Annotated in this window: 9 protein-coding genes; 8 read left to right on the forward strand and 1 reads right to left on the reverse strand. The window is 33.3% G+C overall.

Features of this window, described 5'->3' with window-relative positions:
• The first annotated feature begins 24 nt into the window (after positions 1-24).
• The 6 genes from treR (at position 25) to ACYUCW_RS14110 (ending at position 8,978) form a co-directional block, all read left to right on the forward strand.
• Positions 25-993: a trehalose operon repressor TreR gene (gene treR, locus ACYUCW_RS14085; RefSeq protein ID WP_049198678.1), complete on the forward strand. Its 969-nt coding sequence runs from the start codon at positions 25-27 to the stop codon at positions 991-993.
• 118 nt (positions 994-1,111) lie between these two features.
• Positions 1,112-2,533: a PTS trehalose transporter subunit IIBC gene (gene treB / locus ACYUCW_RS14090; RefSeq protein WP_049198675.1), complete on the forward strand. Its 1,422-nt coding sequence runs from the start codon at positions 1,112-1,114 to the stop codon at positions 2,531-2,533.
• A 25-nt stretch (positions 2,534-2,558) separates the two neighbouring features.
• Positions 2,559-5,276 carry a glycoside hydrolase family 65 protein gene (locus ACYUCW_RS14095; RefSeq protein WP_460408835.1) on the forward strand — a complete coding sequence of 906 codons (2,718 nt, stop codon included), beginning with the start codon at positions 2,559-2,561 and terminating at the stop codon, positions 5,274-5,276.
• Positions 5,269-5,913, forward strand: a complete 645-nt coding sequence (gene pgmB / locus ACYUCW_RS14100) for a beta-phosphoglucomutase (RefSeq protein WP_004252426.1) — start codon at positions 5,269-5,271, stop codon at positions 5,911-5,913. Before ACYUCW_RS14095 ends, pgmB begins: the two co-directional genes overlap by 8 nt.
• Before the next feature lie 54 nt (positions 5,914-5,967).
• Positions 5,968-7,353 (forward strand): carbohydrate porin, encoded by a 1,386-nt coding sequence (locus ACYUCW_RS14105; protein WP_004247343.1) that lies wholly within the window; start codon positions 5,968-5,970, stop codon positions 7,351-7,353.
• A 368-nt stretch (positions 7,354-7,721) separates the two neighbouring features.
• A complete protein-coding gene (locus ACYUCW_RS14110; RefSeq protein WP_004247342.1) occupies positions 7,722-8,978 on the forward strand; it encodes a Zn-dependent hydrolase in 1,257 nt (418 codons plus the stop codon).
• On the opposite strand, the gene ACYUCW_RS14115 is transcribed toward ACYUCW_RS14110, so the two are convergent.
• Positions 8,972-9,856, reverse strand: coding sequence for a helix-turn-helix domain-containing protein (locus ACYUCW_RS14115; RefSeq protein ID WP_004244894.1), 885 nt, complete (start codon positions 9,854-9,856; stop codon positions 8,972-8,974). The genes ACYUCW_RS14110 and ACYUCW_RS14115 overlap by 7 nt on opposite strands.
• A gap of 468 nt (positions 9,857-10,324) precedes the next feature.
• On the opposite strand from ACYUCW_RS14115, the gene ACYUCW_RS14120 reads away from it, so the two are divergent.
• Together ACYUCW_RS14120 and ACYUCW_RS14125 are read left to right on the forward strand one after the other, a co-directional pair.
• A complete protein-coding gene (locus ACYUCW_RS14120; RefSeq protein WP_460408837.1) occupies positions 10,325-12,274 on the forward strand; it encodes a M10 family metallopeptidase C-terminal domain-containing protein in 1,950 nt (649 codons plus the stop codon).
• Between the two features lie 228 nt (positions 12,275-12,502).
• Positions 12,503-14,566 carry a M10 family metallopeptidase gene (locus tag ACYUCW_RS14125; RefSeq protein ID WP_460408839.1) on the forward strand — a complete coding sequence of 688 codons (2,064 nt, stop codon included), beginning with the start codon at positions 12,503-12,505 and terminating at the stop codon, positions 14,564-14,566.
• Positions 14,567-14,747 lie beyond the last annotated feature (181 nt).

A 14,747-nucleotide genomic window follows, 5' to 3' on the forward strand; every position in this document is an offset into this window, starting at 1 on the left:
GCAGATAAATACAGAAAAACGCTCATGACAGATACTAATAAAAAAAAGTTAACAATCAATGATATAGCCAAACTTTGTGGTGTGGGCAAATCGACTGTTTCAAGAGTACTTAATCAAGATCCTATGGTTAATGAAGAAACAAGGAAAAAAGTTAACTCAATTATTGAGAAATATAAATTCACGCCGTCAAAATCTGCACGAGCAATGCGGGGATACTCTAATCGTTCTTTTGGTATTATCGTCACTCGCCTGGATTCTTATGCAGAAAATCAAGCGGTTAGTGCCATATTACCGATCCTTTATCAAAACAACATTGATCCTATTATTTTAGAAAGCCAATTTAGCCAAGCCAAAGTAGAAGAAAACTTAAAAATGCTCGCCCACCAGAAAATCGATGGCGTAATATTATTTGCATTTTCAGGGATCAATGCGGCTAACTTAGCAAGTTGGAAACAAAAAATGGTTGTTATAGCAAGGCCACTAGAAGGTTTTGTTTCCATTTGTCATGACGATGAACGAGCTGTTAACGCTTTAATGCATTATTTCCATCAAGACAAACATTATCAACATATAAGTTTTATCGGGATCCAAATTAATGATGAAACAACGGGTTTATTACGTTATCAAACTTATCTTCAATATTGCCAGCAACATCAATTAATATCTCAAGCTCAACTTGGTGAACTTAATTATCAAAGTGGCTATTTACTTGCCAAACAAGCATTAGCAAGCAAGCCTCAAGCTATTTTATGTGCGACCGACTCTCTGGCCTTTGGTGTACAAAAATATTTAGCCGAACAGAAAATAGATCATATTGAGGTGGCCTGCATCGGTCGTAATGATCTACTCACCTTTTTATTTCCTCAAACTAAATTCTATCGATTAGGTTTTAGAGAAAGTGGACAAGAAGCTGCTAACATATTGATACAAATGCTAGAAAAAAATATTCCTGCACAAAAAATCATTATATCAAGTCATGACTTAAACCCATGATCAAATAAATTAATGATCATTAACTGTGATCTTTATCTTGTTATGGGAACGTTCCCATTGGATAAAAAGAAAGATCTCGATATATTAAAAATAACCCTACTATTATGAGAATATTAATATGTCGATACCTCAAAACAACCAAGCCATTGAAGAGTTAATTACTCTTGTTGGAGGTTCAGATAATGTTATTAGCGTTTCACACTGTCTAACCAGATTACGTTTTGTTCTGAATGATCCCAATCTCGCTGATATAGATAAAATTAAAAAAATATCTTTTGTTAAAGGCTGTTTTAATAATGCGGGTCAATTTCAAGTTATTGTTGGTATGGATGTTGATATCTACTATAAATTATTAATTGATAAGCTTTCATTAAAAGCTAAATCTAAAGATGATATAAAATCTGACGCGAAAAAGAATATGGGATCCTGGCAAAAGCTGATTGCCAATTTAGCCGAAATTTTTGTTCCATTATTACCTATCTTAATTTGCGGCGGTTTATTGTTAGGATTAAGAAATGTTATTGGCGAAATGCCTATATCAGATAATAAACCCCTCACTTATTTTTATCCTTGGTTAACACCAATATATGATTTTCTCTGGTTACCTTGTGAAGCCATCTTCCATTTTCTGCCTGTAAGTATTTGCTGGTCGAGTGTAAAAAAGATGGGCGGTACACCTGCACTAGGTATCGTACTAGGTATAACCTTAGTTTCTCCACAGCTAATGAATGCTTACAATTTAGGTTCACAACTTCCTGAAGTTTGGAATTTTGGTTTATTTACTATTGAGAAAGTAGGTTATCAAGCCCAAGTGATCCCTTCGATTTTAGCGGGACTATTTCTGGGATGGTTTGAGACTAAATTACGTCGTTTTATCCCTGATTACCTAAAATTAGTTATTGTGCCGATTGTAACCCTTATTGTCGCCGTTTTTGTTGCCCATGTTATTTTAGGCCCTATCGGTAGAAGCATAGGTGATGGTCTCGCCCAACTGATCAAGTTTTTAATGTTAGGTGATTTTGCCCCTATTGGTTCAACTATTTTTGCCTTTTTCTATTCCCCCATGGTGATCACCGGCTTACATCACACAACGTTAGCGATAGATTTACAAATGACTCAAAGTTATGGCGGTACACCTATTTGGCCGATTATCGCTCTGTCTAATATTGCTCAAGCATCCGCCGTTGTAGGCATTATTATCGTTAGCCGCAAATTAAATGAACAAGAAATTACTATTCCGGCAGCTATCTCTGCTTATTTAGGTGTGACAGAGCCGGCCATGTATGGCGTCAACTTAAAATATGGCTTTCCTATGCTGTGCGCCATGATTGGCGCTGCGCTAGCGGGTTTGATTTGTGGATTAAATAATGTGCTATCTAATGGTATTGGTGTCGGCGGATTACCCGGTATTTTATCTATCCAACCTACTTATTGGTTAGTTTATTTATTAGCAATGATTGTGGCTATTGTCGTCCCTATTGGATTAACCATTCTGGTCTATCGCTATAAAGAAAAAGCAGGCACCTTGCAAGTCGATTAATTTAATCTCAAACTAAAGGTTAAACATGAATTATATCTCTGTTATTCTTTCTGATACTGATATCACCATTAAATATCTTTCAGAAAAAAGCCATTATTCATTTAATACCACAAATAGCCATTACCTTGATTGGCTAAATATGGCTAAAGCTATTAATCATAAATTTAACTCTGCTCAAGGTGGTTTGATATATTCGACAAGTAATAAATCGGATAGCGCTATTATTAAAACCATTGATAATAAAGTAATAAATTTATCAAATTTCTTTACTGAAATATTTAATAAACCTTTTATTTATATCAATAAAGCGCAGCTTGAACATCATCATGATTTAGAAGAAAAAATGGTTACAGTTGCCAATAACTTTGCTTGGTCAATTGAATATTCAGGCTTAGAAACAGGAAAAGATGAATATTGCCAAGAGTCTCTCTTAACTACGGCCAATGGTTATATTGGGTTAAGAGGAACTTTGCCCGAAATGACTATAAGTGATGAGCACTACCCCGCTACCTATATTGCTGGCCTATATAATCAAGCAAGTTCACAAATAGAAAACCATCAGGTGATTAATGAAGATTTTGTTAATGCACCTAATGGACAATTTATTTCTCTTAAAATTGGTAAGGGAGAATATCTTCATCCAAAGCAACTGATAACACACCATTTAACACGTCAATTAGATTTAAAAACGGGTGTATTCACTAGCCAATGGCGTGTAGAAACCCCTGAAGGACAGCAACTTGATATTCATTGTACAAAATTTGCCAATATGGCTGATATGTCACATTACGCCATTTTATATACCTTTAAACCATTAAATTTCTCAGGTGAGATAACGGTTATAACTCGCCTAGAAGGAAATACTTATAATTACGGTGTACAACGCTACCGTAGCCTTAATCCCCATCATTATCATGTGTTACAAACTGGAGCGAATAAGCAACACGCATTTATATTAGCTCAAACAGATCAGTCAAAAATAGGGATCGGATTATCGTCAACAATAAGTGGTGATTTCTTTGCAAATGAAGATATTGTTTGTCATGTTTCAGATACGCTTGTTGAACAAACCATCACCTTCAACGCTCAACAAAATACCACCTATCAACTTGAAAAATGTGTTGCTGTAACAACCTCTACGGCTTACCCAGACTCATGGCAAGATGTGGTTAATTGGGAACAACAACCTTTACACAGCCAATTGATAAATAGCCAAAAAGCGTGGCAAACGTTATGGGATAGTGCCGATATCTCGATTTCTGGCGATCTGATGACCCAAAAATTACTACGCTTACATACCTTCCATTTACTGTCATCCGCATCACCATTTAGCAATCAGCAACATCAATTAGATGTTTCAGTCACCGCCCGAGGGTTACACGGGGAAGCCTATCGAGGCCATATTTTCTGGGATGAGATCTTTATTCTGCCATTTTATATTATGCACCTCCCTGAAACCGCACGCCAACTATTACTATATCGTTACCACAGGCTACCTGCTGCGCGTCTTGCGGCACGAGCAGAAGGATTTCAAGGTGCTATGTTCCCTTGGCAATCAGGGCATGATGGTAGTGAGCAAACCCAGACACTGCATTTAAACCCCTTATCAGGGCAATGGGATGCCGACCACAGTTGTCGTCAACGTCATGTCTCATTAGCGATTGCCTATAATGTGTGGCTATATTGGCTAAATACTCATGATCACCAATTTATGGAACAGTATGGACTTGAACTACTCAATGACATTACCTTGTTCTGGTTAGACCAATGTCAGTGGGATGAAGGCGATCAACGTTTTCATATTAATGGAGTTATGGGGCCGGATGAATTTCATGAGAAATACGCAGACTCACTTGAAGGTGGCTTAAAAGATAACGCATACACTAATTTAATGGTGGTTTGGTTGTTTAATCAAATAGAGATGTTCATAAACAATGATCGTTTTTCTAAAAAATTACAACAGCTAAACAGCCAATCTAGCGTTTTCAATAAAATACAAGAAGTTAAAAATCGTATTGCTATCAATATTGATGCTCATGAAATTATTGAACAGTTCTCAGGTTATTTTCAATTAAAAGATCTGGATTGGGAAAGCTATCGAAAAAAATACGGCAATATCTATCGTATGGATAGAATTTTGCGTAAAGAAAATAAATCTGCCGATGATTACAAAGTAGCTAAACAAGCAGATACCCTGATGTTATTTAATAACTTAGATAAGCAAACCGTACATTCCCTAATTACCTCTCTTGGTTATTCAGTTTCTAAGCACTTTGCTGAAAAAAATCTACATTACTATTTAGAAAGAACCTCTCATGGTTCCACACTGTCACGCATTGTCCATGCTTATCTCGCAGAACAAATACAGTTACATGATTTGTCATGGCAACTTTATCAAGATGCTCTTTATTCAGATTATAATGATATTCAAGGTGGAACAACTGCCGAAGGTATTCATACTGGTGTCATGGCGGCAACATTAAATACCACCATCATGGCTTATGCCGGTGTTGATATTCGTCAGGATATGTTGACCATCACCCCTTCACTCCCTCAACAATGGCAAAAACTAAGCTTTAAATTATTGCATCGCTCTACTTTATATCAAATTAATCTCAGTCATAAAGAAATTAGTATTTTAAGTGATAAGCCCAGTACTATTTTAATTAACCATCAAACGCATAAGCTAACCGCCAATACGTTATTAGTATTAAAGTTAAATGGAGACACGCAAAATGACTAAAGGTCTTATTTTTGATCTGGATGGCGTAATTGTTGATACCGCCAATTACCACTATATTGCGTGGAAAAAACTATCTAATGAAATAGGAATTGATTTTGACAAAGAGTTTAACCATTTATTAAAAGGAATAAGTCGAATTGAGTCATTAGAGCTTATTTTATCTCATGGTAATAAAAGTGATGTTTATTCTGCGGATGAAAAAAAATCATTAACAGAAACAAAAAATAAATATTATCTTGAGTTATTAAATAATATTACTCCAAAAGATATTTTACCGGGTGTTTTAGATCTAATAGAACAAGCAAACAATAATCACATTCCTTGTGCTATTGCATCAGCTTCAGAAAATGCCCCAACCATATTAGAAAAATTAGGCATTAAGCATTATTTTAAGGCAATTGTTGATCCTAAAACACTCAAAAAAGGCAAGCCCGATCCTGAAATATTTTTGCGTGCGGCTGAGTTTATTCACATTCCACCACATTTATGTATCGGATTTGAAGACTCGATTGCTGGAATACAATCGATTAAACAAGCGGGCATGTATGCAATTGGCGTTACTGCTGACGGCCCCTTACCAGAAGCAGATTTAGCTGTTCACTCATTAACTGAAATAGATATTCATTCACTTTTTTAATAAAAAAACATGGGGATAATAAACCTCCATTATTCCCGATATAAGGAATAAACAATGAACATCAAACACCTTGCGATAGCGACTTGTATCGGCATTGCCGTGCCGACAATTGCTCACGCCAATACAAATGAATTATCGATAGAACAACGTTTAGCTCGACTAGAAGAGAGAACGTTAGCCGCTGAAAAAAGAGCTGAGTTAGCAGAGCAACGTGCCGCTAAGTTAGAAAATGCGTTAAAACAAAATCAGGCGCTTAATAACAATCTATCACAAACTAGCGAAACTATAACTGCGCCACCGTCATCGCTGATAGAAACAAATACCGGTTATGGAAAACTCAAGTTATATGGTGATGTTGAATTTAATACAGATATTGCAAGTAAAAAAGGTCAGCTAACCTCCATTAACATGCGCTCAGGTAAAGAAAAAGACTATGGCGATTATGATAAATGGGGGATCAATGGGCGTATATTAATTGGCTTAGACGGAGAGCGTCTGTTAGATAATAAAAATTATGCAGGCTTCACTGTTCAACCTCTGGCAAATATTGATGGTAAGGTATCTCTCGACGATGCCGCTTTTTATTTTGGTAAAAAAGAGCGTTGGCAATTTAAGTTAGGTCGTTATGAAGCTTATGACATGTTCCCGCTTAATCAAGATACTTTTGTTGAATATTCAGGCAACACTGCAAATGATACTTATAGTGATGGCTTTGGTTATATCTACATGATGAAAGAAGGTCGAGGGAGAAGCAATAGCGGTGGTAGCATGATGTTTAATAGCCAATATAATAATTGGTATTTTGAAACTAATTTATTAATTGAAGATGGAACGTCTATTTTTGCTAACAAGGAATATCACGGAAATAAACTATATAATAATAAAAATGTTATTTATTTTCGCCCAGTTATTGCATGGAATAACAATAATTTTAAAGTTGCTGTAGCCTTAGAAAAAAATATTATCAATAATGCTTATGGTTATGATGATAAAAAAACGGGTGAATTTAGAGATCAATCCAAACGCAACGGTTATGGATTAACTTTAGGCTGGAGCAATCTACAACAAAATCCTGAAAATGGTGTCACAATAAATTGGAATACCGCTTATTTAGACGCTAACGATGAGAACGACTTTACAACAGGTACTAATATTTTATGGCGTAAATTACAATTAGGCTATATCTATGCCCATAATAATATTAAGTCATATACTATTAATAGTGATGATGATAACAATAATGATATTATATTTGGCCCAGGGAAATATAATATCCACACTCTCTATTCCTCATATGAATTACCTAATATTTTAGATATGGATAATTTTAAAATCTATTTAGGTGCATATTATTCTGTTATTAATGGTAAAGATATTGAAATAGAAAATAGCGATAAAGATCGTTATGGTGTAAGAGCACGTTTTAAATACTTCTTCTAGATTTAATTATTAATATATTGGATGAGAATATCATCCAATATACCCCGTGAGAATAATTTTCATTTATATTAAAAATAAGAAAGATTAATATCAGTACAACATCTTATTTTATTTATCTTTTATAACATCTTTAACACAATAATGATTCATTTATGAAATAAGTCAGAAATATATCTCTTTTTAATTACGCCCTATCTCACAGAATATAAAATCCCTCTTATTTACCATTGACGAAATAAATTCTGAGAAGTAAATATAATAAGTAACGATTATAAAAATAGCAGACCATCTATAAAAGATGGCTTTTTTAATCTTTTATTTGTCTCATTTTTTAGACAGTTTTACAGAAAACACCGGAGAATAACCTTATGACTCAACCAATTACAGCAACAGACTTTTCAATTAATGATATGAAAACATTAATTGAAACAATGCAAATTTATAAAAAAGATAACCATGACAAAGGGATAACACGTATTGCCTATAGCGAAGAAGATGAAGCAGCCCATCTCTATCTTGCTAGTGTAATGAAAGAGGCAGGCCTTGAAGTCTATCGTGACGGTATTGGCACACTCTACGCTCGCTTACCGGGGCAAGATAGAACATTACCCGCCGTAGGAACAGGCTCTCACCTTGATACCGTTCCCCAAGGGGGCGCTTATGATGGCGCCTTAGGAGTTATTGCTGGTTTTTATGCTTTGATGCAATACAAACCACAACAACTGAAACGTGATCTAGAGTTAATTGTATTCCGAGCAGAAGAATCGAGCCGATTTGGGTTTTCATGTATCGGAAGTAAAGTGCTAACAGGAAAAATTGACCGTACTCGATGGGAACAAAATAGAGATGATGAAGGTAATAATTTCTTTGATGTTTTAAAATCCCTTGGTTATCAGCATGAAAACTTAGATCAATGTTTACTTAAATCAGACCGTTATAGTGCATTTGTTGAATTACATATTGAACAAGGTAAACGTCTAGAAAACGATCAAAAAACAATTGGAATTGTCAATGGTATCGCTGCGCCAACACGCTTTTCAGTCACCGTAAATGGCCATGCAGACCACTCTGGTGCAACGCCAATGTATCAACGTCAAGATGCGTTAGTGGCGAGTGCGGGTATTATTACTGATATCAATCATGCTGCCTGTACGGAAGCGGTATACGGCACCGTAGGTACCATTGGTAAACTTAATGTCATACCAAACTCGATGAACGTTATTCCAGGGCAAGTAAAATTCTCCGTGGATATTCGTGGTATTGATACGGACAGTATTCAACGTGTTGTACAGCGTTTAACAAACAGTGTTGAGAAAGCAGAAAAAGATTTTGGTGTAAAAATAATAGTGCAACCTATTTCGGCTGAATCACCAGTAAAACTGGATGACTCAATTTGCCAAGTTATTGAAAATATTTGTCAAAAACACGATATCAATTATATGACTATGTTAAGTGGTGCCGGTCATGACTCAATGAATATGGCATCTTTATACCCGACAGCGATGATTTTTACCCCCTCTGTTGCGGGGATTAGTCATCACCCAGATGAATTTACGGAGTTTAGTGATATTGCAATAGCTGCAGATATCTTAGCGGAAACATTAGGTGTTCTAGCTAATCAATAATGACTGATAATCTCTTTTAAGCGTGTAATGGCATCATCATTTTTTATTGCTTTTGCCCATAACGTATCAAACAGAGATTGATATTGGAATATTGCTTCTGTTGATGAAGATACTGTCGCAATACCCGTACTTACATTAGGAAATTCACCTAAACGAAATGGACTAACCGCTAAAGAGAGAGGTGCTTTGTTTTGATAAAACAATTGAAAGGTTAAAGATGGCATCGTATCTGAAATAATCGCAATATTAAGATGACTATTTTTTTGCTCTAACTTTTCAATTAAATGGCTGATTTCTTGTTTTGCGCGTTGTTTTCTTTCTTGTTGAATGGCTTTACTTACATTAACAGAGCCTAGCATACCAACATAAAGAAATTTTTCGATTTGCTGTTGACTAATTAAATTATAAATATGCGGTGAGTGTAATGATTGATGCTTTTTACGCTCTTTTAAAATAGATAAAACTTCTTGTTGCTTCTTTGTTAGCGCATTTTCAGGAGAGGCTTCTGTTAACATTTCGACAAGCGTTTTATCATAACAATCAGAGGTTAATAAATAAGAAAAGGGTTCGAAATGGGTATAAATATGGGAAGATTGTGTTTCAAGTTGGCGCATTCGTTCAAAAAAACCATTAGCGCTAGAGTAATACTCCGTATTAATACCTAACAAGCTACTTAATGAGGTGTTAAGTAATCGAGCAAGATTATCTAATGTCTCAATTTTAACGATTTCACCCTTTTCTAATCGATAGACAGCGGCACGGGAGATCCCTAAACTTTCAGCTACATCTTCAGCTTTTAATGAGGAGGCAATACGATAAGCACGCAGTCGATGACCAATGGACAAGTAATCTATCTTTTCTCTTGATATATAAGACATTTTATTATTGCTCCACCAAAGATAAAGAATATGTATAAAAAATAGACATCAAATAATTTAGCCATATATAGTTTAAAGGAAATAGATAATAAAAAATATTACCTTCTTCACATAGAAATCAAACAAATCGCAGTAGTACCTAGCTGATAACATAAATTAGGTTTTAAATTAGGTGTTATCAAAAAGATAGCCTCACCAGGGAACTATCATAATAATAATAAATAGAAAAGGCACTGTAATCATATTGCAGTGCCTTTTCTATTTAACAGGAAACATATTATCTTATTAACAATACAATCAACTAATAATATAACAACATAATAATGTAACAAAATACTGACATGTGTTTTTTCAAAAAGAAATAAAAAATTAAAAACACAATAATTAGCAAATTATTAAATAATAAAAATGCAAACCATTTATAATAAGCACACAAATAGTTTATTTTTAAATAATAAAGGATATTATATGGAATTAATAAAAAACACTAAAAAACCGACTGTTTTCTATTTATCTGAAGGGATTATATCAACAGGGGTTATATCTGGCTGGCCTAAAAATTCAACAGATGGAACAACACATCTCACCTATACATTTCCTAATTACAGTGATCGGTCAGAAAATATAAGAAAGAAATACCCGATAACAGAAAGTCAAAAAAAAGAAACGCTAAAGAATATCGCAGAGTATTACAAATTAGATTATGAAATAAAGGAAAGAAAAAAAGAACTAGAAGCCATTAAAGATAGTGAGGATCCCAAAAAAAGAATTCAGGAAATAAATGAAGATATAAAATTAAAGACCGAGAGAAGATACGAGATAAAAAAAGGCATACCTTTATATTTTTCCGTTACAACAATGACGATATTTCCTCATCAACAAGAAGTTGTCACAGAAATTTTACAATTGGCTTCAGATTTCGCAGACCTTACTTTTACTAGAGTACCTATACAAAAAAATGCCAATTTAAAGTTTGGCTATTACAAGCAGTTTGCAACTGGTTATTATATGACGAGAGAAACAGTAGGCTTTGCTAGTAAGCCTAACTATAATGGTACACCTATAAAAGAGATCGGGCAAAATGAAAGTTATGATTTCTCTGAGAGCATATTTATTAATTTAGCTTCTCATGATTTTTATCAATGGGTCAAACGGGATAATCTTGATAAATATATAGAAAATGAGGCCAATATCGGCGATTTATATAATTACCATGATAATAATCAAGTTGCTATAATAAAAAGTACGGATGTGTTACTCAACGAAACAATGAAAAGTAAACACAAACTAGGATCACAAATATATTATGTTTTTTTGCATGAATTAGGTCATGCACTAGGGCTAGAGCACATAGATGCATATTTGAAAAATATAAAAAATAGTGCAATTGAAACATATAAATATACAGTTATGGGCATGGGATTTGCTGATATTAAAGATGCAGATTTTGGCGGTCTTTATCCTATGACCTTTATGCTAGTAGATATATTATTATTACAATATCTCTATGGCCCAAATATGACCACACGCCTTGAAAATAATACCTATGGATTTAATTCCAATACGGGACGCGCCGCTTACTCTTTAAAAAGCATAGAAGATAAATTAGTGAGCTGTATTTGGGATGCGGGTGGAATTGATACATTAGACTTTTCCCTATATACCGTTAATCAAGTCATTAATCTCAATGAAGGCTGTTTTTCAGATATTGGAGGATTACGGAGTAATATCTCTATTGCCTATAAAACGATTATTGAAAATGCGATTGGTGGTAAAGGTGATGATACTCTCATAGGAAATCCTTTTGATAATAACCTCATAGGTGGTGATGGCAATGATTTATTCTATGGCGGTGATGGCAATGATTTATTTTATGGTGGCTCTGGAAACGATGTTATATACGGAGAAATGGGAAATGATGTGCTCTATGGTGATGATGGAGATGATATGCTTATTGATTATTATGGTGCTAATATGTTGAATGGTGGTAAGGGTAATGATCGGATCTGTGTAGCATCAATGGATAGAGGGCTTCCAGGCAGAAATATCATTCAAGGGGGAGAAGGTGATGATGAAATATATTTAGGCACAGGAACTCATAATGTAACCGGTGGACAAGGAAATGATACCTTTAATTTTTTCTGCTATGAGGGCATTGAAAGCAATAGTTCAATTTGGGATTTTGAAAAAAACAAGGATAAAATAACTTTGCTCACTAGGGATTATAGAAAAATAGATATATCAAAAATGAAAAAAGTTGATAAATTATCAGGAGATAAAAATGAATTTTCATTAAATTATAACAAACCAGCCAACAAGACCATCATAGACGTTTCAATATCTTCTAACGATGATAAGTCCATTGTACATATAGAGATTGTCGGTATATTTAACCACGATGAACTCTTTGCGGTATAAATACATTTCACCATATGATTTGTAAAAATTTAAATTATTACTCTATAAATAACTATCAATTATTATATTAATAATAATCTAGCATAATATGCGTATAAATAATTAATAGCAATCGACTAAAAACATACTAATAAATAGTTTGTTTTATAAAAGTTATTCCCATATATATATCCATTAATTATAAAATTAAGAAATATAGAAAATTCTCTTTTGGTAAAAGGATTTAGTATGAATAGTTTTAACTCAATAAAAAAACCAACTTACTTCTATCTACCTGATGGTAAAATTGTTATAAATTATATGTATGGTTGGCCTAAACAACCACATAGTAATATCACCAAAATAACTTATATATTTCCTGATTATGATAAAAAAAGAAATTACTCAAATAAAAAATATTCAGTAACAGAAAAAGATAGAATAGAATCAATAAAACATACCGCTAAAGTATATGAATTGACCTATCTTAAGGAAAAAAAAGAAAAAGAAATCGCTTCATTAAAATATTATAGAAATAAATATTCAATAAGTAGAATAGCTGAATTAGAAAAAGATATAGAGGATATAGAAAATAGTATTAATAAAAATAAGAATAGTATACATCCTTATTTTTATAATACACAAACAACCATATATCCTCATCAACAAGAAGTTATTTCTGATATTCTTAATGAAATTGCCCATATAACACAAGCAAAGTTTGTTGCATCTAATCCAGAATTCGATGCCGATATAAAATTTGGTTTTTACGATGATTTTCATATTAGTCATGGTTCAATAGAATTTTCATATACCACCAGAGGTTTTGCAACCTATCCTAGCAGGTATTCAACCCCTATAAAAAAGATAAATATTGATGAACAATACCAATACTCTGGAACTATATTTTTAAATTTATCATCACACCAATATTATAAGATAATACATCAACATGATCTTGATAATTATATAAAAACAGAAGGTAATATTGGTGATGCTTTCAATTTTAAAGATAATGGTACTGTTCTGATAATAAAAAAAACCAATACTCTAATTGAAACACTAAAAAATAATAAATATCAGCCAGGTACATATCATTATAAAGTTGTTTTGCATGAAGTTGGTCATGCACTCGGGCTAAGCCATAGTTGGCAATACTTAGAATATAAAGATAAAAATCATGTATTAGCTTCATTGAAATATTCTGTTATGGGTTATGATATACCAACCTCAGAGCATGCTGATTTTGGTGGTCTTTATCCCATGACCTTTATGCTATTAGATATATTATTATTGCAACAGCTCTATGGCGAAAATATGACCACACGCCTTGAAAATAATATCTATGGATTTCATTCTAATACCGGACGTGTCGCTTACTCCTTAAAAAGCATAGAAGATAAATTAGTAAGTTGTATTTGGGATTCGGGGGGAATTGATACATTAGACTTTTCCCTATATACCGTTAATCAAGTTATTAACCTAAATGAAGGTAGCTTTTCAGATATTGGCGGGTTACGGAGTAATATCTCTATTGCCTACAAAACGATTATTGAAAATGCTATTGGTGGTAAAGGCGATGATACTATCATAGGAAATAGTGCTAATAATGAACTTATAGGTGGTGATGGTAATGATACTATCAATGGTGGTTTGGGTAATGATCACCTCTATGGTGGTATGGGTAATGATATTCTCTATGGTGATATAGGCAATGATTATCTCTATGGAGGTATAGGTGATGATATTCTCCATGGTGGTATGGGTAATGATATTCTCCATGGTAGTATGGGTAATGATTACCTCTATGGAAATAAAGGTAATGATAAACTCTTTGGTGGTGATGGAGATGATACCCTTGTTGATTATTATGGAAATAATACATTCATTGGCGGTAAAGGCAATGATCTATTATTTTCGATATCAAAAGCAGGACGAAATGAACTTCAAGGTGGTGAAGGGAATGATATATTTTATTGTGGATTAGGTACTAATCTATTATATGGTGAACAAGGAAATGATACTTTTAACTTCTTATGCTATAAAGGCGCTAAAAGTTATAATTTAATTTTTGATTTTAATACGAATGAAGACAAAATTATTTTTGTTGATCAAAATTATAAAAAAATCGATATATCAAAAATGAAACGAGTAGAACAATTATCAGGAAATGAAAATGAAAAAGTTTTACATAATGATATTCATACAAATAAAACCACAATAACTATTTCAACAGCCAATAACGACCATCATTCGACTATCTTTATAAAACTTGAGGGTATATTAAGTTACAATGATCTTTTAGATATATAAAGATATTATTCTAATTAACAATAAGGATTATGATTATATTGTAGTCCTTTTTTATTTAGATGTTCTGTTTTTTAGCAGTATAAAAATAATGCATTATGTTATTTTTATTTTGTTTATTATTCACCAATATTATTATTACTATAGAAATAAAACAAACATCAAACATCAAACATCAAACAAG

The organism is Proteus sp. MB838, from assembly GCF_054767435.1.

Excerpts from the sequence above, each read along its gene's own strand:
- treR (WP_049198678.1), top strand. The coding sequence starts at position 25 with ATGACAGATACTAATAAAAAAAAGTTAACAATCAATGATATAGCCAAA.
- treB (WP_049198675.1), top strand. The coding sequence starts at position 1,112 with ATGTCGATACCTCAAAACAACCAAGCCATTGAAGAGTTAATTACTCTT.
- ACYUCW_RS14095 (WP_460408835.1), top strand. The coding sequence starts at position 2,559 with ATGAATTATATCTCTGTTATTCTTTCTGATACTGATATCACCATTAAA.
- pgmB (WP_004252426.1), top strand. The coding sequence starts at position 5,269 with ATGACTAAAGGTCTTATTTTTGATCTGGATGGCGTAATTGTTGATACC.
- ACYUCW_RS14105 (WP_004247343.1), top strand. The coding sequence starts at position 5,968 with ATGAACATCAAACACCTTGCGATAGCGACTTGTATCGGCATTGCCGTG.
- ACYUCW_RS14110 (WP_004247342.1), top strand. The coding sequence starts at position 7,722 with ATGACTCAACCAATTACAGCAACAGACTTTTCAATTAATGATATGAAA.
- ACYUCW_RS14115 (WP_004244894.1), bottom strand. The coding sequence starts at position 9,856 with ATGTCTTATATATCAAGAGAAAAGATAGATTACTTGTCCATTGGTCAT.
- ACYUCW_RS14120 (WP_460408837.1), top strand. The coding sequence starts at position 10,325 with ATGGAATTAATAAAAAACACTAAAAAACCGACTGTTTTCTATTTATCT.
- ACYUCW_RS14125 (WP_460408839.1), top strand. The coding sequence starts at position 12,503 with ATGAATAGTTTTAACTCAATAAAAAAACCAACTTACTTCTATCTACCT.